This is a genomic window from Alcaligenes ammonioxydans (assembly GCF_019343455.1).
In the GTDB taxonomy this organism is placed as follows: domain Bacteria; phylum Pseudomonadota; class Gammaproteobacteria; order Burkholderiales; family Burkholderiaceae_B; genus Alcaligenes; species Alcaligenes ammonioxydans.
In genome coordinates this window covers 3,714,043-3,733,527 of record NZ_CP049362.1, presented here as the reverse complement: position 1 = coordinate 3,733,527, position 19,485 = coordinate 3,714,043, and the positions used below count along the sequence as shown (strand labels likewise).

The window sequence follows — 19,485 nt, the reverse complement described above, 5'->3', positions numbered from 1 at the left end:
TTTTAGAGTCGTAAACCAGGGCCGTGGTTGACGGTCCGTGTAACCCTTGAGTCGGAGTGCTCATGCCTTATTCGTACACCGAAAAAAAGCGCATACGCAAGAGCTTCGCCAAACGTGAAGACGTACAGCAGGTTCCTTACCTGTTGGCTACCCAGCTGCATTCTTTCAGAACCTTCTTGCAGAAGGACACGCCGCCTTCGCAGCGTAAGGTTGAAGGCCTGCAGGAAGCTTTCAGTTCCATATTTCCAATAGTAAGCCATAACCAAATGGCGCGGCTAGAGTTCGTGAGCTATACGCTCGGCGAACCGGTGTTCGACGTCAAAGAGTGTCAACTTCGTGGTTTGACCTATGCCTCCCCCTTGCGGGCGAAGGTTCGTCTGGTCCTGATGGACCGCGAGGTGAGCAAGCCTACCGTCAAGGAAGTAAAAGAGCAAGAGGTCTACATGGGCGAAATGCCCCTGATGACCGATAACGGCTCTTTTGTGATCAACGGTACCGAACGAGTCATCGTTTCCCAGCTGCACCGTTCTCCCGGTGTGTTCTTTGAACACGACCGCGGTAAAACGCACAGCTCGGGCAAGTTGCTGTTCTCGGCTCGCGTGATTCCTTACCGTGGTTCCTGGCTGGACTTCGAGTTCGATCCTAAGGACATTCTGTTCTTCCGTATCGACCGTCGTCGCAAAATGCCTGTGACCATTTTGCTAAAGGCCATTGGCCTGACGCCAGAACAGATCCTGGCGCACTTCTTCGAGTTCGATCACATCGAACTGCATCAGGAAGGCGGCAAGCTGCAATTCGTTCCAGAACACTGGAAGGGCGAGGTTGCCCGTTTCGACATTACCGATCGTGATGGTCGCGTACTGGTTGAAAAGGACAAGCGCATCAATGCCAAGCATTTGCGCGACCTGCAAGCAGCCAAGATCGAATACATTTCCATCCCGGAAGATTTCCTTCTGGGTCGTGTGCTGGCCAAGAACATCATCAACGCCGAAACCGGCGAGGTGATTGCCAACGCCAACGACGAAATCACCGAATCCATTCTGGCCGAAATGCGCGCAGCCAATGTGCGTGACTTCGAGACCCTGTACATCAATGAACTGGATCAGGGCGGCTTTATCTCCCTGACCCTGCGCACTGACGAGACGGCGGATTCCAATGCAGCCCGTATCGCGATCTATCGCATGATGCGTCCCGGCGAGCCACCAACCGAAGAAGCGGTTGAGGCCCTGTTCAACCGTCTGTTCTACAGCGAAGAGTCCTACGACTTGTCGCGTGTGGGTCGCATGAAGGTCAACAGCCGTCTGGGTCGTGGTGACAGCATTGAAGGGCCCATGACCCTGACCGACGAAGATATTCTGGACACCATTCAGGTGCTGGTGAATCTGCGTAACGGCCGCGGTCAGATCGACGATATCGATCACCTGGGTAACCGTCGTGTTCGTTGCGTGGGCGAATTGGCCGAGAACCAGTTCCGCGCCGGACTGGTGCGTGTGGAGCGTGCTGTTAAGGAACGTCTGGGCCAGGCCGAGACCGAAAACCTGATGCCGCACGATCTGATCAACTCCAAGCCTATCTCTGCGGCCGTCAAGGAGTTCTTCGGTTCCAGCCAGCTGTCGCAATTTATGGACCAAACCAACCCGCTGTCCGAAATCACGCACAAGCGTCGTGTTTCGGCTCTGGGCCCTGGTGGTCTGACGCGTGAACGTGCGGGCTTTGAGGTGCGCGACGTGCACCCCACCCACTACGGTCGCGTGTGCCCGATTGAAACGCCTGAAGGTCCAAACATTGGTCTGATCAACTCCATGGCGCTGTACGCTCGTCTGAACGAGTACGGCTTTCTGGAAACACCGTACCGCAAGATTGTTGACGGTAAGGTCAGCGAGCAGATCGATTACCTGTCGGCCATTGAAGAAAGCAATTACGTCATCGCTCAGGCTAACGCCGAGTTGACCGAAGACGGTGCTTTTGCAGATGATCTGGTTGCCTGCCGTGAGGCGGGTGAAACCATGATGACGGCGCCAGAGAACATCCATTACATGGACGTGGCTCCGTCGCAGATCGTGTCTGTGGCTGCGTCGCTGATTCCGTTCCTGGAGCACGATGACGCCAACCGAGCACTGATGGGCGCCAACATGCAGCGTCAGGCAGTTCCTTGCCTGCGCCCTGAGAAGCCTCTGGTCGGTACCGGTATCGAACGTACGGTAGCGGTTGACTCGGGTACGACCGTACAAGCCCGTCGTGGCGGTGTGGTGGTGGACGTTGATGCACAACGCGTGGTTATTCGTGTGCACGATGACGAGAACGTGGCAGGTGAGGTCGGTGTAGATATCTACAACATGACCAAATACACCCGTTCCAACCAGAACACCAACATCAACCAGCGTCCTATCGTCAAACGTGGCGATATCGTGGCGCGTGGTGACGTGCTGGCTGACGGCGCATCGACTGACCTGGGCGAATTGGCGCTGGGTCAGAACATGCTGATCGCCTTTATGCCCTGGAACGGCTACAACTTCGAGGACTCGATTCTGATCTCCGAGAAGGTCGTGGCTGACGATCGCTACACGTCGGTTCACATTGAAGAACTGACGGTGGTTGCCCGTGACACGAAGCTGGGACCTGAGGATATCACTCGCGATATCAGCAACCTGTCCGAAATTCAGCTGAACCGTCTGGACGATTCCGGCATTGTGTACATCGGCGCCGAAGTGCGTGCCGACGACGTGCTGGTCGGTAAAGTGACACCCAAGGGTGAAACTCAGCTGACCCCAGAAGAAAAGCTGCTGCGCGCCATTTTTGGTGAAAAAGCCTCCGACGTTAAAGACACCTCCCTGCGCGTGCCTTCGGGTATGGTCGGTACGGTGATCGACGTCCAAGTCTTTACCCGTGAAGGTATCGAGCGTGACAAGCGCGCCCAGTCCATCATTGATGATGAACTGCGTCGCTACCGTCAGGACCTGAACGACCAGCTGCAAATCGTTGAAGACGACGCCTTTGACCGTGCCTTGAAGTTCCTGGTCGGTAAAACCGTCAACGGTGGTCCCCGCAAGCTGCCCAAGGGCACTGAGCTGACCGCTGAATACCTGAACGATCTGGATCGCTGGCAGTGGTTCGACATCCGTCTGGCTGACGAGCAGCATGCACTGGTGCTGGAGCACACCAAGGAATCCTTGGAGCAGAAGCGTCACCAGTTCGACTTGGCTTTTGAAGAAAAGCGCAAGAAGCTGACCCAAGGCGACGAACTGCCTCCTGGCGTGCTGAAAATGGTCAAGGTTTACTTGGCTGTGAAGCGTCGTCTGCAGCCTGGTGACAAGATGGCCGGTCGTCACGGTAACAAGGGTGTGGTTTCCCGCATCGTTCCCGTGGAAGACATGCCGCACATGGCTGACGGTACCCCCGTGGACATCGTGCTGAACCCGCTGGGCGTGCCTTCGCGTATGAACGTGGGTCAGGTTCTGGAAGTGCACCTGGGTTGGGCTGCCAAGGGTATTGGCCACCGCATCAACGACATGATGCAAGAGGAAAAGAACGTGCAGGTTTCCGAACTGCGTGCGTTCCTGGACAAGGTCTACAACACGACCGGCAAGAAAACTCGTATTAACGAGTTGACTGACGAGGAAGTGATGAACCTGGCCACCAACTTGCAAAAAGGTCTGCCTCTGGCAACCCCTGTGTTCGACGGTGCCACCGAACAGGAAATCGACCAGATGTTGCGTCTGGCCTATCCTGACGATATCGCCGAGAAGCTGCAGCTGGCACCCCACCGCACCCAGGTCCGCCTGTTTGACGGTCGTACCGGCGAAGCCTTTGAACGCATGGTCACCGTAGGCTACATGCACTACCTGAAGTTGCATCACCTGGTCGATGACAAGATGCACGCCCGTTCCACCGGTCCATACTCGCTGGTTACTCAGCAGCCGCTGGGTGGTAAGGCGCAGTTCGGTGGTCAGCGCTTCGGGGAGATGGAAGTCTGGGCGCTGGAAGCCTATGGCGCCGCCTACACCCTGCAGGAAATGCTCACGGTTAAATCCGACGACATCGCCGGCCGTACCAAGGTCTACGAGAATATTGTCAAGGGTGACCACGTGATCGACGCCGGTATGCCGGAGTCCTTTAACGTTCTGGTCAAGGAAATCCGTTCCTTGTCCCTGGACATGGATTTGGAGCGTAAATAATGAAAGCGCTACTCGATCTCTTTAAACAAGTCACTCAGGACGAGCAGTTCGATGCCATCAAGATCGGCATCGCCTCGCCCGAGAAAATCCGGTCCTGGTCTTTCGGCGAAGTCCGCAAGCCAGAGACCATCAACTATCGCACTTTCAAACCTGAGCGTGATGGTCTGTTTTGCGCCAAGATTTTTGGTCCCATCAAGGACTACGAATGTTTGTGCGGCAAGTACAAGCGTCTGAAGCATCGTGGCGTCATTTGCGAGAAGTGTGGCGTTGAAGTCACCGTCTCCAAAGTACGTCGCGAGCGTATGGGTCACATTGAACTGGCCTGCCCGGTTGCTCACATCTGGTTCCTGAAGAGCCTGCCATCCCGTCTGGGCATGGTGCTGGACATGACCCTGCGTGACATCGAGCGCGTGCTGTACTTTGAAGCCTGGTGCGTGATCGAACCTGGTATGACCCCGCTCAAGCGCGGTCAGATCATGTCCGACGACGATTTCCTGGCCAAGACCGAAGAATACGGTGACGACTTCCACGCCCTGATGGGTGCGGAAGCCGTGCGCGAACTGCTGCGTACTATCGACATCGATCGCGAAGTCGAGCGCCTGCGTGCCGAACTGAAAGCCACTGGCTCGGATGCCAAGATCAAGAAGATCTCCAAGCGTCTGAAAGTGCTGGAAGGCTTCCAGAAATCCGGCATCAAGCCAGACTGGATGATCATGGAAGTGCTGCCCGTGCTGCCACCGGACCTGCGTCCGCTGGTACCACTGGACGGCGGCCGTTTTGCGACTTCCGACCTGAACGATCTGTACCGCCGCGTCATCAACCGTAATAACCGTTTGAAGCGTCTGCTGGAACTGAAGGCTCCGGACATCATCTTGCGCAACGAAAAACGTATGCTGCAAGAGTCCGTGGACTCCTTGCTGGATAACGGTCGTCGCGGCAAAGCCATGACCGGCGCCAACAAGCGTCAACTCAAGTCCCTGGCCGACATGATCAAGGGCAAGAGCGGTCGTTTCCGTCAGAACCTGCTGGGCAAGCGCGTGGACTACTCCGGTCGTTCCGTGATTGTGGTGGGTCCTCAGTTGAAGCTGCACCAGTGCGGTCTGCCCAAGCTGATGGCGCTGGAACTGTTCAAGCCTTTCATTTTCAATCGTCTGGAATTGATGGGTCTGGCTACGACCATCAAGGCAGCCAAGAAGCTGGTGGAAAGCCAGGAACCGGTCGTGTGGGACATCCTCGAAGAGGTGATCCGCGAGCATCCCGTGATGCTGAACCGTGCGCCTACGCTGCACCGTTTGGGTATTCAGGCTTTTGAACCGGTCCTGATTGAAGGTAAAGCGATTCAGCTGCACCCCCTGGTGTGTGCCGCCTTTAACGCTGACTTTGACGGTGACCAGATGGCCGTTCACGTGCCGCTGTCGCTGGAAGCCCAGCTGGAAGCGCGCACCCTGATGCTGGCCTCCAACAACGTGCTGTTCCCCGCCAACGGCGAACCTTCCATTGTTCCTTCCCAGGATATCGTGTTGGGTCTGTACTATGCGACCCGCGAACTGGTGAACGGCAAGGGCGAAGGCTTGTTCATGGCCGACGTGGCTGAAGTTCAGCGCGCCTATGACAACAAGGAAGTCGAGCTGCAAACTCGTCTGACCGTCCGTATCGAAGAGTTCGAGAAGGGCGAAGACGGTGAGTGGGTCAAGACCATCAAGCGTTACGAGACGACGGCTGGCCGTGCCTTGCTGTCCGAAATTCTGCCCAAGGGCATGCCTTTCAGCGCCTTGAATCGTGCGTTGAAAAAGAAAGAAATTTCGCGCCTGATCAACCAGTCTTTCCGTCGCTGCGGCCTGCGTGCCACTGTGATTTTTGCCGACAAGTTGATGCAGTCCGGTTTCCGTCTGGCAACCCGTGGCGGCATTTCCATCGCCATGAACGACATGGTGGTGCCTGCTGTCAAGGAAAGCATCCTGGCCCAGGCGAGCAACGAGGTCAAAGAAATTGACAAGCAGTACTCCTCGGGTCTGGTGACCGCTCAGGAACGCTACAACAACGTGGTGGACATCTGGGGTAAAGCCGGTGACCGCGTGGGCAAGGCCATGATGGAGCAGCTGGCTTCCGAGCCAGTGATCAACCGTTTTGGTGAAGAAGTACGTCAAGAGTCCTTCAACTCCATCTACATGATGGCGGACTCCGGTGCTCGTGGTTCGGCTGCACAGATTCGTCAGCTGGCCGGTATGCGTGGTCTGATGGCCAAGCCTGATGGCTCCATTATTGAAACGCCTATTACCGCGAACTTCCGTGAAGGTCTGAACGTACTGCAGTACTTTATTTCGACTCACGGTGCGCGTAAGGGTCTGGCCGACACGGCCTTGAAGACGGCTAACTCCGGTTACCTGACGCGTCGTCTGGTCGACGTGACGCAAGATCTGGTCATTACCGAAGACGATTGCGGCACCAAGGGCGGCTACACCATGAAAGCCATCCTGGATGGTGGTGAGGTTATCGAGCCCCTGCGCGATCTGATTCTGGGCCGTGTCGCTTCGACCGATATCGTCAATCCTGACAATCAGGAACTGGTCATCCCCGCCGGCACCTTGCTGAACGAGGACCTGGTCGACCTGATCGACAATCTGGGTATTGATGAAGTCAAGATCCGTACTCCGCTGACTTGCGAAACCCGTCACGGTTTGTGCGCAAGCTGCTACGGTCGTGATCTGGGCCGCGGTATGCTGGTTAACCGTGGTGAAGCTATCGGTGTTATTGCTGCTCAGTCCATCGGTGAACCGGGTACCCAGCTGACCATGCGTACGTTCCACATTGGTGGTGCGGCTTCGCGTGCAGCGCTGGCAAGCTCGGTGGAAACCAAGACGGCTGGTACGGTCGGCTTTGAAATCGGTCTGCGCTACGTGACCAACGCCAAGGGCGAACGTGTTGCGATCTCCCGTTCCGGTGAAATCGTCATTTTTGACGACAACCGCCGCGAGCGCGAACGCCACAAAGTGCCTTACGGTGCCACCATTACGGTGGGCGATGGCGAAGCGATCAAGGCTGGTCAGCGCCTGGCTAGCTGGGACCCGCTGACCCGTCCTATCGTGTCCGAGTACACCGGTACCGTTCGCTTCGAGAACATCGAAGAAGGCGTGACCGTGGCTCGTCAGGTGGACGAAGTAACCGGTCTGTCGACTCTGGTTGTGATCACTCCCAAGACACGTGGTGGCAAGATCACCATGCGTCCACAGATCAAGCTGCTGAACGAGCAAGGTCAGGAGATCAAGATCGCGGGTACCGATCACATGGTCAATATCTCCTTCCCGGTGGGCGCGCTGATTACCGTTCGCGACGGTCAGCAAGTGTCCGTGGGTGAGATTCTGGCGCGTATTCCTCAGGAATCGCAAAAGACTCGGGATATTACCGGTGGTCTGCCACGTGTGGCCGAACTGTTCGAAGCTCGTTCGCCCAAGGACGCCGGTCTGCTGGCCGAAGTTACGGGTACGGTTTCCTTCGGTAAAGACACCAAGGGCAAACAGCGTCTGGTCATTACCGACCTGGACGGCGTCAGCCACGAGTTCCTGATTCCGAAGGAAAAACAGGTTCTGGCTCACGACGGTCAAGTGGTGAACAAGGGCGAGATGATTGTGGACGGCCCAGCCGATCCGCACGACATCCTGCGCTTGAAGGGTATCGAGAAGCTGGCTAACTACATTGTTAACGAAGTGCAGGACGTCTACCGTCTGCAAGGTGTGAAGATCAACGACAAGCACATTGAAGTGATTGTTCGTCAGATGCTGCGCCGCGTGAACATTGTGGATGCCGGTGATACCAACTTCATCACGGGTGAACAGGTTGAACGCTCCGAACTGCTGAACGAGAACGATCGCGTCCTGGCTGAAAACGGTATCCCTGCTACGTACGAAAACGTACTGCTGGGTATTACCAAGGCTTCGCTGTCGACCGACTCCTTCATCTCGGCGGCTTCCTTCCAGGAAACCACTCGCGTGTTGACCGAAGCGGCCATTATGGGCAAAACCGACGATCTGCGTGGTCTGAAAGAAAACGTGATCGTGGGCCGTCTGATTCCTGCTGGTACCGGTATGGCTTTCCATTCCGCCCGCAAGGAAAAAGAAGCCTTTGAAATGGCAGAGCGCAAAGCAGCCCGTGAACTGGAGAACCCATTCGCGTCGGCTCCTGAGCCTTCGGACGATCCCGTCTTTGTGTCGGGTGCGACCGAGCCTGAGCAGCAGCCTCAAGCCCCTGAAGGCGAACAGGAATAAACGACCATGCAGGATTCCCACCCGGCTTACACAGGGGGTGGGGAACCAGCAGGATAGTCGGCATATAACTGGATCGCCCAGTAAAAAACCCCACATGGCTTTGCCACGTGGGGTTTTTTTATGGCCGTCTAGCGGCTGCAAGCAACGTATTAGCTGCCCAGCTTGATTTCGCCAGTCATGATGCTCCAGTGGCCGGGGAAAGAGCAGAAGAACGCGTAGTCTTCGCCTTCTTTCAGCTTGGAGACGTCAAAAGTGACGGAGGTGCTTTCGCCACCACCGATCACGTCGGTGTGAGCGATAACGCGCTCGTCACCCGCTTTGACGTAGTTGTTGTCCAGGCCGGCTTTCATCCCGTCAGTGGCAACTGCGCTTTCGTCGGATTTTTTCGAGACAACCACGTTGTGGCCCATGGCTGCTTTGGGCAGCTTGCCGGTGTGTTTCAGGTTGATCGTGAATTCCTTGCATGTCTTGTCAACAACGATGCTCTTGGTGTTGAACTGCATGGAGTCATTGCCTTCAATGCTGACGTCGCACGCAGCAAAAGCAGGCACGCTAGCCAATCCAAGAACGGCTGTAAAAGCGATTTTGGCAAACATTCTAGTAACTCCTCGAAAACAGACTTAAAAATGGAACGGGACACCCAAGTGTTGTTCCGGTCTTACAGCATAGACTGTCGCGCACTCAAGGTGCTTAACAAAACGTAGACCCGGACTATTTTACCGGCTTATGTTGCCCCGTCAGAGCTCGCAAATGATTTGTTTTCTCATCGTTTGATGTGGCTCTAACAGCTTTGCTCTATCGCCTCCTGGGTGCTTGACGGCTGGCGTGGACTGGCTTGTGCTTTTTGCAAGCTCAGGCTCCACCCAAGTGCGTAATGACATTTAGCAATGCGGCTGCTGCAATCAGGCACAGCAGCAGGCCGCAGAGCCGTTGCACATAGGGAAGATATTTTTCAATGTGGTGTTGCCAATGGGGATGTCCGATTAGTAGGGTCAGGAACAAGTCCCAGATCAGCACGGTCAGAAACATCCACAAACCCAGTAGCATCTGCACATGGGTGTCGGTATGGCGACTGGCCAGCACGGAGGCCAGGCTGGCATAGAACAGGGCGTTCTTTGGGTTCAGTAGCCCTGATAGCAGACCTAGCAGAGCATGGCGCCACCACCCGCCTGGGCAAGAAGCCGTGGCGGGGAGCCGATGCCGCGACGAGGGGCGACGGGCTGCCTGCAGAAATTTCACGCCTAAATACAGCAGATACAGTCCACCGGTGGTTTGCATCAGCAAAAAGAGCGGACTGTTGAGGCTGAGTCGGGCAAAGCCGGTCAGGGCCAGAGCGATATAAATCCCATTAGCCAGGGCGACGCCGGCGCAGACACCGCTTGCGACTCGTCGTCCATGGGTCAAGGTACTGTGGGTAATCAGGAAAAAATCTGGGCCTGGCGAAAGAAGTGCCAGAAAATGGGTGCTGGCGATCAGCAAGAACAGGGACACGGCGGTATATCCAGACAAAAAATGCAGTGTGCCCGGACAGGAAAGGCGCCGTATTGAATAAAAGTGCGTCTGTCTCCTCGTTGCGGTGGCGGGGAGAGCGGAATTAGCCGCGATATTGCCCGGGGGTGACGCCGGTATAGAGTTTGAAAACGCGCTGAAAATGGCTTTGATCGGCAAAACCCAGACGATAGGCAATGTCTGCCAGCCCGTCCCCTTCCCGTAAGGCATGGCGAGCCAGATTGACACGTTGATTCAGTTGCCAGCGCTGCGGCGTCAGACCCGTGTGGCGACGAAAGGCTCGAATGAGCTGATAGCGGCTCAGCCCTGTTTCCTGAGCCAGCTCGTGCAGGGGCACAGTGGCTAGCTGGCCTTCAATCCAGCGTTTCAGGGTTTTTTGCAACAGGGGGCTGGGCGGAGGCGAAGGCACCAGGAGTTGAGCCTGATCTGGCCAGTGATGGAGCAAAAAGTCGATCAGTGCCGCCTCTTTGTTCAGTACGGAGGCCTCAGAGAACAAGACTGTGTTCAGCTCACAGTAGGCGGCATAAAGCGAGGGCTGGTGACTGACACGAACAGGCTCTGCGGTCTTGGGCCTGAACCCTGTGCTTTCTTGCCATAACTGTTCCAGCCATGTCGCGTCCAGGTGCAGCATCTGGTAGCTCCAGGTCTGGTCAGGTCTAGGGTTGCAGGCGTGGCTGCGATGGGCCGGGATCAAGACGACTGAACCCGGAGCAAGCGGCACGGGGCCGCCAGGTGCTCCGCTAAAAATACTGCCACCTGCGTCGACTGCGCCAATCGAATAGGTGGGGTGGCTGTGTTGCTGGTAACAGACCCGGCTGTCGCAGGCACGGCGACTTTCCACATAAGGCAAGGCCGGGTCACGCCAGAACTCAGTCTTCATCGCTACTATCCAGGCGGGGCAGGGAGACAATAAAGGTACAGCCCTGTTCACGCGTGCTATCGAGCACGATATCGCCATCATGTTTGTTGATTACGGTTTTTACAAACGCCAGGCCCAGTCCGCTACCCGAAGGGGCGCCTGCTGTATTTTCATGGGCCCGGTGATAAGGCTCAAAAATACTTGCCCGTTTATCTGCCGGTACACCCCAGCCTTGGTCCATGACCCGGACCTGCACGGTTTGCGGTTCGGCAATCAGGTCTATGTCGATCCGATTGCCGTCTGGCCCGTATTTGATGGCGTTTTGAATCAGATTGGTAAAAGCGCGGCGCAGCATGGGAGCATTGCCCTTTATCCATATCAGATCCGAATCATTCAGATTCAGACTGATGGAGCGTTTGTTGGCGCTGGCCCAGGCATCATCCAGACAGTCTGCCAGCAAATCAGGCAGACTCAAGGGGCTCAGCACCATTTCCATGGCTTCGGCTCGCGCCAGGCTGATGAAGTTGTCGACCAGTTCCAGGGTCTGCTCGGCATAACCCTCCATCTTGTGCAGGAATTGATCGGGTGGCAGTTTACTTTGATCCTGACGCTGTAAGCTGGTCAAGGCCAGAATAGAGTTTTGAGGCGCCCGCATATCATGTGAAATGAAGCGCAATGTCTCTTCCCGCTTGGTTTGTGCCTGACGCAACAAATTAATGGACTTGTGCAGCTGGGTCAGTCGATGGGGAAGGTTGCGCGTACTTAGACCGGACAGGCGCTCGTTCAGCGCTGTCCTGACATCGGGGTACTCCAGTTGCAGCTTGTTCAGTTCCTCGGTCACCTGATTGAGCGCCGCTTCCTGACTGCGCCAGTGCCAAAGGGGATAGGCCAGCAGGACAGTCATCAGACTGGCCAAGGGTGGAATCCACAGATCAAAGGCGTGCATGGCCACCCAGTTCACCAGCAAAATGGCAATGACCAAGCCGATCAGGCCCAGCAAGGTTGCGCGCGGTGACAGATAAAACAGCACCTGACAAGCCAGCAGAACGGGCAGGCAACTGGCCAGGGCGATGAACCAGGCCGGGGGAGTGCGTATCCAGTTGTCGCTGCGGACGGCCTGTAAGGTATTGGCTAGAATTTCCACCCCGGACATGCTGCTCAGGCCGGCTTTGGATAAGGGAGTGGGGAAGGTGTCGCCCAGCCCACTCCCCCATGCTCCAACCAATACATATTTGTCCTTGAAAAAGGAGGGCGGGATATCGCCATTGAGGACATTAAAGTAAGGGACGGTTTGAAAGTGCCCGCTGCGGCCCAGGAAAGGAATGTGGGGCGTGTCGGATTGGCTGGCGTTCAGGGCGTGCAGGGCCAGATCCACATCGTCGCCCGTCATCAACATGGCGATCGTGAAGTGCGGCAGAATCTGGTCAGAAGGGGTGAGTCGCTGCAGGGCGACGCGTCGTACCACCCCATCCGAATCGGGTTCGATGTTGATGTAGCCTGCCGCTTTTGCGGCCAGGCTCAGCATAGGAATCGCGGTATTGACTTCCTGGCGCTGGGTGTCATAAATCAAGGGCAGTACAACGCGCCCGTGTTGCTCAATCGCTTGGGCCAAGGCACGGTCATCACTGGGGTAGACAGGGTTGGGTTCCTGAAACACCAGATCGATGCCAACCGCGCGTGCCTGTGCAAGACGGCCGAGCAGTTGCGCATGATGGATACGTCGCCAAGGCCAGAATCCCAGTTGGGAAATGCTGTAGTCGTCGATGGCGACGATAACAATATCTGACGGGGCGGGCTGCGTGAATGCAGCCGCCATGGTGAAGTCGTAGATCAGGTTATTAAGTTTGCCCAGCGCACCATCATCACGCACGACGCTGAACAGCAGGGTCAGTAACATGAGCAAACCCGACACCAGATGCCACTCTTTCCGAATCCGGTCCGAGAGGAGCTTGTTGTTTTCAGGGGCCGGGCTGCTCATGCCGTCTGCCGTTCAGGTTCTAGAACTGCGTCAAGAGAATGGGGTCGCCAAAACGGTTGACCACGGCTTGGCCATCCGAGCTGGTCAGGCTGGCGGCGCCTTCAAAGCTTTCGATCGTGTCCGGGCCCATCAGCCCGTGGCGGTCAATGGCACGTACGGTGACGTAGTAGGTGCCGGGGCGTGAGGCACCGAACTGTATCTCCGTATCTGTTGTAATGTCGCGCCACAGCAGCTTGGCGCCTTGCGGGTCGGTGGAGGTCTGGACCAGATAGGCCTGAGCACCGGGCACAGCTTGAATCGTACTGTTCCATTGACCACCGCGACGCTCAGGCTTGGAAATCTGCGGGGCAGGCAACAACGGCTGCAATGCCAGAATACTGCCGTCCGTGCCCACTGCAGCACCCTGATTCTGTTTCAAACTTGTGGGAGTGTCGCGCTGCTGCGTGCCCAGCTCGGCACGGCCCGTCAGCACTTCGCTGTGTGCCATGCCACGCTGGGTGCGAACGCGCATCTCGGTCCCACGTACCCCCGTAATGCTGACTGGGGTGCGCACTTCAAAGCGGCCCACTCCATTTTTTTCAGGTGAAACCCGCGATTCCACATCGCCGTCGTCCAGGGCAATGATCGAATCGGTCAGGCCCGTCCCCTCAAAGGCCCGCAGACGCGTCACATTTAGTGAAGCCTGAGCAGGCACACTGAGTTGACTGCCATCTTGCAGTTCCAGTGTCAGGTAGCCATTGCTGCCCGTCTGGATCAGATCTCCTTCCTGTAAATGCGTGGTCCCCGCGGCCAGAGTCTGACCATTGACCAGGATATGGCCGGTCTGATGGGTGATGCGGGCTGGGGCGTCCACTTCCGGGATCATGCGAAACGGAATATGCAGCTCCTTGCCAATGGGTAGGCGATACGGATCGGCCACCGCATTCAAGCGCTGGATCTCGGACCAGTTGCGCCCTTGGCGTGTGTATGTCTGGGAAATGTCCAGCAGGGTGTCTCCGGCCAGAACTTTGTAGACAAAATTTTCGCCACGAGCGCCCGAAGGCTGGGCGGACACAAGACCGCCCCAGATCAAGCCGCAGACAAGGGGGGCGGCGATACGCAGATTAATCATAAAAAGTGGACTAGCTAGGGTCGGTCAAAAGTTCAAGGCGATAGCCCAGAGCGTAGGACGCGGTCAGGCGTACCCCGTTTTCAGGGCGCAGCTGGAGCTTGCGGCGTATATTGGACAAATGCGTGTCCAGCGTACGGGAGGTGGCCGGAATCTCCCGATTCCAGACGGCGGAGCTTAAAACATCACGCGAGAACAAACGGCCAGGATTGCGAAACAGCAAAAGAGCCAACTCGAACTCTTTGGGGGCCAGGGTAACAGTCTCACCGGCCAGCATGATCTGACCTTGCTCGGGGAAAATATCGTAACCGGCAAACGAGAAGCGGCTGTCCTGTGTGACGGTGGTGTTCAAATCCAGACGTCGTACAGCGGCGTTGACGCGCGCCACCAGCTCTCCCTTGCGCACGGGCTTATTAATATAGTCGTCGGCACCGGCTTGCAAGCCGGTGACCAGATCCTCTTCCTGGGTACGGCTGGTCAGAAACAGAACGGGCATAGCATGACCCAGTGTGGTGCGAACCCAACGCAACACATCTAGGCCGCTGACATCCGGCAGTTCCCAGTCCAGCAGCAGTAAACCGAAATCGTGTGGCTTGGCCAGGGCGGCCAGCAGGTCTTTTCCTTGATGAAAGGAGCGACACTCATAGCCAGCCTCGGTCAAGATCCGGGCAATCAGTTCAGCCTGGACGAGGTCGTCTTCCAGGGAAGCGATGATCATGGGTATTGTCCTTGTCGCAGAAGTGCAATAGCCCTGCAGTATAACGATATGTAGATAGCGAGTGACCAAGTGCTTCCATGCGTGTGCCCTGACAACGGGAAAGAGCCGGATTGGCGCCCAAATCGTTGACCTATAAGGGTTTACTGTGGTAAATTTTAGAGCTTACTTTAAGGATCCTTTGCCGGTACACCTTGCAGTAATTTGATGGCAGCCCTGAATTTAGGGGCTGCGGGCACTTTTTTGGTGTCTGAAATCAAGCCCAAGCCATGTGCAAGACCGCTCTTTTTCGTGTTTTATGGGGAGTGGTATTGCGCAATGCCGCTTCCGGTCCGGGGTTTCAATACCCGCCAACTGGACGGCGTTTTTCAAAACATATACGTCAACCAGTACGTAAAGTACGTTATAGGATACGTAAAGGTCATGCCAACCATTAGCCAGCTCGTGCGTAAACCGCGCGAAGTCAGCCGCGTTAGCAGCAAGAGCCCAGCGCTCGAGAACTGCCCACAGCGCCGCGGTGTTTGCACACGTGTATACACCACGACCCCCAAGAAGCCTAACTCCGCTCTGCGTAAAGTCGCCAAAGTGCGCCTGACCAACGGCTTCGAAGTCATTTCTTACATCGGTGGTGAAGGCCACAACCTGCAAGAGCACTCGGTCGTTCTCGTCCGCGGTGGTCGTGTTAAAGACTTGCCAGGTGTGCGTTACCACATTGTTCGCGGTGCTCTTGACCTGCAAGGCGTCAAGGACCGTAAGCAAGCCCGCTCCAAGTACGGCGCCAAGCGTCCCAAGTAATCCATGTATCCATTGATCAGTTCTCTGATCTGGATCCGTGCAACCGTGGCCTGAGCGCCATGGTAGGTAAGTGGTCATTTGTCATGAATGGCCGAGACCGCATAACGCGGTTCAACTGAATAGTCACAAGGAAATAAAAATGCCTCGCCGTCGCGAAGTACCCAAACGTGAAATCCTACCTGACCCAAAATTTGGCAGCGTTGAGCTGGCCAAGTTCATGAACGTGGTCATGCTGTCCGGCAAGAAAGCTGTTGCCGAACGTATTGTTTATGGCGCGCTGGAACAAATTGCGCAGAAAACCGGCAAAGATCCGCTCGAAGTGTTTAATGCTGCCATCAATAATGTAAAACCTGTTGTTGAAGTGAAGAGCCGCCGTGTTGGTGGCGCTAACTACCAGGTACCTGTCGAAGTGCGTCCCGTGCGTCGTTTGGCTCTGGCCATGCGCTGGGTGCGTGAAGCCGCCAAGAAACGCGGTGAAAAATCGATGGACTTGCGCCTGGCCGGCGAATTGTCCGATGCGGCTGAAGGCCGTGGCGGTGCAATGAAAAAGCGTGAAGACACGCACAAGATGGCCGATGCTAACAAAGCATTCAGCCATTTCCGTTGGTAATCTGAGGACATATAATCATGGCCCGCAAAACCCCTATTCAGCGCTATCGCAACATCGGTATCTCGGCTCACATCGACGCCGGGAAAACGACCACTACCGAGCGCATCCTGTTCTACACCGGTGTGAACCACAAGCTGGGCGAAACCCACGAAGGTTCGGCCACCATGGACTGGATGGAGCAAGAGCAAGAGCGCGGGATCACCATTACCTCGGCTGCTACCACTGCTTTCTGGCGTGGTATGGCGGGCAATTATCCAGAGCACCGTATCAACATCATTGATACCCCCGGCCACGTTGACTTCACCATTGAAGTTGAGCGTTCCATGCGTGTGCTGGACGGCGCTTGCATGGTTTACTGCGCGGTGGGTGGTGTTCAGCCTCAGTCGGAAACCGTATGGCGTCAAGCCAACAAGTACGGTGTGCCTCGTCTGGCCTTCATCAACAAGATGGACCGCACGGGCGCAAACTTCTTCAAGGTTTACGACCAGCTCAAGCTGCGTCTGAAAGCCCATCCTGTGCCTGTCGTTATCCCGATTGGTGCTGAAGAAGATTTCCAAGGCGTGGTTGACCTGATCAAGATGAAAGCCATCATCTGGGATCAAGCCAGCAACGGCGTGAAATTTGAATACACCGACATTCCTGCTGAGCTGCAAGCTTCGGCTGAAGAATGGCGTGAAAAAATGGTCGAGTCGGCTGCCGAAGCCAGCGAAGACCTGATGAACAAGTACCTGGAAAACGGTGACCTCTCCGAAGAGGACATCAACCTGGGTCTGCGTACACGTACCATTGCCTGCGAAATTCAGCCAATGCTGTGCGGTACCGCGTTCAAGAACAAAGGTGTGCAGCGTATGCTGGACGCCGTGATCGACTACCTGCCATCGCCAGTGGATATTCCTCCTGTCGAAGGTTCGGATGACGAAGGTAATGTCATTCATCGTAAAGCCAACGACGAAGAGCCGATGTCCGCTCTGGCGTTCAAGCTGATGACTGACCCCTTTGTTGGTCAATTGACCTTCGTGCGCGTTTACTCGGGCGTTCTGCGTTCGGGCGATACGGTCTACAACCCTATCAAGGGCAAGAAAGAGCGTATTGGCCGTATTTTGCAGATGCACGCAAACAACCGTGCCGAACTGAAAGAGCTGGTGGCCGGTGACATCGCCTCCGTGGTGGGCTTGAAAGACGTGACCACGGGTGAAACCCTGTGTGACGCCAGCCAGCACATCATTCTGGAACGCATGGAGTTCCCCGAGCCCGTGATTTCGCAGGCTGTGGAACCAAAGACCAAGTCCGACCAGGAAAAAATGGGCGTGGCCTTGTCCCGTCTGGCTCAGGAAGATCCATCTTTCCGCGTCAGCAGCGACGAAGAGTCCGGCCAGACCATTATTTCCGGTATGGGCGAGCTGCACCTGGAAGTTCTGGTCGACCGCATGCGCCGTGAATTCGGCGTGGAAGCCAACGTGGGCAAACCCCAAGTGGCTTACCGCGAAACCATCCGCAAGACTTGCGACGAAATCGAAGGTAAGTTCGTCAAACAGTCCGGTGGTCGTGGTCAGTACGGTCACGTGGTCCTCAAGCTGGAGCCCCTGGAAGCAGGCGGTGGCTTTGAGTTCGTTGACGCCATCAAGGGCGGTGTGGTTCCTCGCGAATACATTCCTGCTGTTGAAAAAGGTATTCGCGAAACCCTGTCCGCAGGTGTGGTCGCTGGTTACCCAGTGGTGGACGTCAAAGCTACGCTGTTCTTCGGTTCGTACCACGATGTGGACTCGAACGAAAACGCTTTCCGCATGGCCGCTTCGATGGCCTTCAAGGATGGTATGCGTAAGGCTGCCCCTGTTCTGCTGGAACCAACCATGGCTGTTGAGGTTGAAACTCCTGAGGAGTACGCCGGTACTGTGATGGGTGACTTGTCCTCCCGTCGCGGTATGGTTCAGGGCATGGACGATATCGTTGGTGGTGGCAAGATCATCAAGGCCGAGGTTCCTCTGGCCGAGATGTTCGGTTACTCGACCAGCCTGCGTTCGCAAACACAAGGTCGCGCTACGTACACGATGGAATTCAAGCAATATGCTGAAGCTCCAAAGAACGTAGCGGAAGAAGTGATCAGCGCTCGCGGTAAGTAATAGCAATATCAGCCCGCCTCATGGCGGGCTGCTCAACAATTTTTTTGTTTTCCTGTAAAACATAATTGGGATAAATCATGGCAAAAGGTAAGTTTGAACGGACTAAACCGCACGTCAACGTCGGTACTATCGGTCACGTTGACCACGGTAAAACCACTCTGACCGCTGCAATCTGCACGGTTCTGTCCAAGGCATACGGCGGCGAAGCACGCGATTACTCGCAGATCGACAACGCCCCTGAAGAAAAAGCACGTGGTATCACCATCAGCACGTCGCACGTTGAGTACGAAACGCCTAACCGTCACTACGCTCACGTTGACTGCCCCGGCCACGCTGACTACGTCAAGAACATGATTACCGGTGCTGCCCAGATGGACGGCGCTATCTTGGTTTGCTCGGCCGCTGACGGCCCAATGCCCCAGACTCGCGAGCACATCCTGCTGAGCCGTCAGGTTGGCGTTCCTTACATCATCGTGTTCCTGAACAAGGCCGACATGGTTGATGACGAAGAGCTGATCGAACTGGTTGAAATGGAAGTTCGTGAGCTGTTGTCCAAGTACGACTTCCCTGGCGACGACACCCCGATCATCAAGGGTTCGGCCAAACTGGCTCTGGAAGGCGACGAAGGCCCACTGGGCAGCCAAGCTGTTCTGGCTCTGGCCGAAGCGCTGGACACCTACATTCCTACGCCTGAGCGTGCCGTTGACGGTACCTTCTTGATGCCTGTTGAAGACGTGTTCTCGATCTCCGGCCGTGGTACGGTTGTGACCGGTCGTATTGAGCGCGGCATCATCAAAGTCGGCGAAGAAATCGAAATCGTGGGTATCAAAGACACGGTCAAGACCATTTGTACCGGCGTTGAAATGTTCCGCAAACTGCTGGACCAAGGCGAAGCTGGCGATAACGTCGGTCTGTTGCTGCGTGGTACCAAGCGTGAAGACGTGGAACGTGGTCAAGTTCTGGCCAAACCTGGTTCGATCAAGCCACACACGGACTTCGACGCCGAGGTGTACATTTTGTCCAAAGAAGAAGGTGGTCGTCACACGCCTTTCTTCAAGGGCTACCGTCCTCAGTTCTACTTCCGTACAACTGACGTGACCGGCACGATCGAGCTGCCAGAAGACAAGGAAATGGTTCTGCCAGGCGACAACATTTCGATGAAAGTGTCCCTGATCGCTCCTATCGCCATGGAAGAAGGTCTGCGCTTCGCTATTCGCGAAGGCGGCCGTACCGTTGGCGCTGGCGTGGTGGCAAAAATCATCAAGTAATAAGCCTTGATCGCGGTGTGAAGGTGCAAACCTTCCCGCCGCGTCTTTGCTACCCCCAAAAGGGGTGCTTTTTAGTCAGAGTTTCT

At 56.0% G+C, this 19,485-nt stretch carries 12 protein-coding genes; 6 read left to right on the top strand and 6 right to left on the bottom strand.

Translation table 11 applies throughout. The features are described from left to right. The first annotated feature begins 62 nt into the window (after positions 1–62). Together rpoB and rpoC are read left to right on the top strand one after the other, a co-directional pair. Positions 63–4,175, top strand: coding sequence for a DNA-directed RNA polymerase subunit beta (gene rpoB, locus FE795_RS16960; RefSeq protein ID WP_003800853.1), 4,113 nt, complete (start codon positions 63–65; stop codon positions 4,173–4,175). Beyond that, a complete protein-coding gene (gene rpoC, locus FE795_RS16955; RefSeq protein ID WP_003800854.1) occupies positions 4,175–8,437 on the top strand; it encodes a DNA-directed RNA polymerase subunit beta' in 4,263 nt (1,420 codons plus the stop codon). The genes rpoB and rpoC overlap by 1 nt, the downstream gene beginning before the upstream one ends. 149 nt (positions 8,438–8,586) lie before the next feature. On the opposite strand, the gene azu is transcribed toward rpoC, so the two are convergent. The 6 genes from azu to FE795_RS16925 form a co-directional block, all read right to left on the bottom strand. Continuing rightward, complete coding sequence (gene azu / locus FE795_RS16950; RefSeq protein ID WP_003800857.1) at positions 8,587–9,033, bottom strand: azurin; 447 nt, start codon at positions 9,031–9,033, stop codon at positions 8,587–8,589. Positions 9,034–9,289: 256 nt separating this feature from the next. Then, positions 9,290–9,928, bottom strand: a complete 639-nt coding sequence (locus FE795_RS16945) for a LysE family translocator (protein ID WP_003800860.1) — start codon at positions 9,926–9,928, stop codon at positions 9,290–9,292. 103 nt (positions 9,929–10,031) lie between these two features. Next, entirely contained in the window at positions 10,032–10,826 is a 795-nt protein-coding gene (locus tag FE795_RS16940; RefSeq protein WP_003800862.1) for a helix-turn-helix transcriptional regulator, read from the bottom strand. Continuing rightward, a complete protein-coding gene (locus FE795_RS16935) occupies positions 10,816–12,783 on the bottom strand; it encodes a CHASE2 domain-containing protein (RefSeq protein ID WP_219235364.1) in 1,968 nt (655 codons plus the stop codon). Before FE795_RS16935 ends, FE795_RS16940 begins: the two co-directional genes overlap by 11 nt. Positions 12,784–12,802: 19 nt before the next feature. Continuing rightward, the gene (locus FE795_RS16930; protein ID WP_219235362.1) at positions 12,803–13,894 is read right to left on the bottom strand and encodes a FecR family protein; all 1,092 of its coding nucleotides are present in this window, start codon (positions 13,892–13,894) and stop codon (positions 12,803–12,805) included. A 10-nt stretch (positions 13,895–13,904) separates the two neighbouring features. Next, positions 13,905–14,609, bottom strand: a complete 705-nt coding sequence (locus tag FE795_RS16925; protein WP_131071099.1) for a response regulator transcription factor — start codon at positions 14,607–14,609, stop codon at positions 13,905–13,907. Between the two features lie 420 nt (positions 14,610–15,029). On the opposite strand from FE795_RS16925, the gene rpsL reads away from it, so the two are divergent. The 4 genes from rpsL to tuf all read left to right on the top strand — a co-directional run bounded on the left by rpsL (position 15,030) and on the right by tuf (position 19,399). Continuing rightward, positions 15,030–15,401, top strand: a complete 372-nt coding sequence (rpsL, locus tag FE795_RS16920; RefSeq protein ID WP_003800872.1) for a 30S ribosomal protein S12 — start codon at positions 15,030–15,032, stop codon at positions 15,399–15,401. A gap of 139 nt (positions 15,402–15,540) precedes the next feature. Continuing rightward, entirely contained in the window at positions 15,541–16,011 is a 471-nt protein-coding gene (gene rpsG / locus FE795_RS16915) for a 30S ribosomal protein S7 (RefSeq protein WP_003800875.1), read from the top strand. Between the two features lie 17 nt (positions 16,012–16,028). Continuing rightward, entirely contained in the window at positions 16,029–18,131 is a 2,103-nt protein-coding gene (gene fusA, locus FE795_RS16910; protein WP_003800876.1) for an elongation factor G, read from the top strand. 77 nt (positions 18,132–18,208) lie between these two features. Beyond that, positions 18,209–19,399 carry an elongation factor Tu gene (tuf, locus tag FE795_RS16905; RefSeq protein WP_059318443.1) on the top strand — a complete coding sequence of 397 codons (1,191 nt, stop codon included), beginning with the start codon at positions 18,209–18,211 and terminating at the stop codon, positions 19,397–19,399. Positions 19,400–19,485: the final 86 nt, after the last annotated feature.

Excerpts from the sequence above, each read along its gene's own strand:
- azu (WP_003800857.1), bottom strand. The coding sequence starts at position 9,033 with ATGTTTGCCAAAATCGCTTTTACAGCCGTTCTTGGATTGGCTAGCGTG.
- fusA (WP_003800876.1), top strand. The coding sequence starts at position 16,029 with ATGGCCCGCAAAACCCCTATTCAGCGCTATCGCAACATCGGTATCTCG.
- rpsG (WP_003800875.1), top strand. The coding sequence starts at position 15,541 with ATGCCTCGCCGTCGCGAAGTACCCAAACGTGAAATCCTACCTGACCCA.
- tuf (WP_059318443.1), top strand. The coding sequence starts at position 18,209 with ATGGCAAAAGGTAAGTTTGAACGGACTAAACCGCACGTCAACGTCGGT.
- FE795_RS16930 (WP_219235362.1), bottom strand. The coding sequence starts at position 13,894 with ATGATTAATCTGCGTATCGCCGCCCCCCTTGTCTGCGGCTTGATCTGG.
- FE795_RS16940 (WP_003800862.1), bottom strand. The coding sequence starts at position 10,826 with ATGAAGACTGAGTTCTGGCGTGACCCGGCCTTGCCTTATGTGGAAAGT.
- rpoB (WP_003800853.1), top strand. The coding sequence starts at position 63 with ATGCCTTATTCGTACACCGAAAAAAAGCGCATACGCAAGAGCTTCGCC.
- FE795_RS16935 (WP_219235364.1), bottom strand. The coding sequence starts at position 12,783 with ATGAGCAGCCCGGCCCCTGAAAACAACAAGCTCCTCTCGGACCGGATT.
- FE795_RS16925 (WP_131071099.1), bottom strand. The coding sequence starts at position 14,609 with ATGATCATCGCTTCCCTGGAAGACGACCTCGTCCAGGCTGAACTGATT.
- rpsL (WP_003800872.1), top strand. The coding sequence starts at position 15,030 with ATGCCAACCATTAGCCAGCTCGTGCGTAAACCGCGCGAAGTCAGCCGC.
- rpoC (WP_003800854.1), top strand. The coding sequence starts at position 4,175 with ATGAAAGCGCTACTCGATCTCTTTAAACAAGTCACTCAGGACGAGCAG.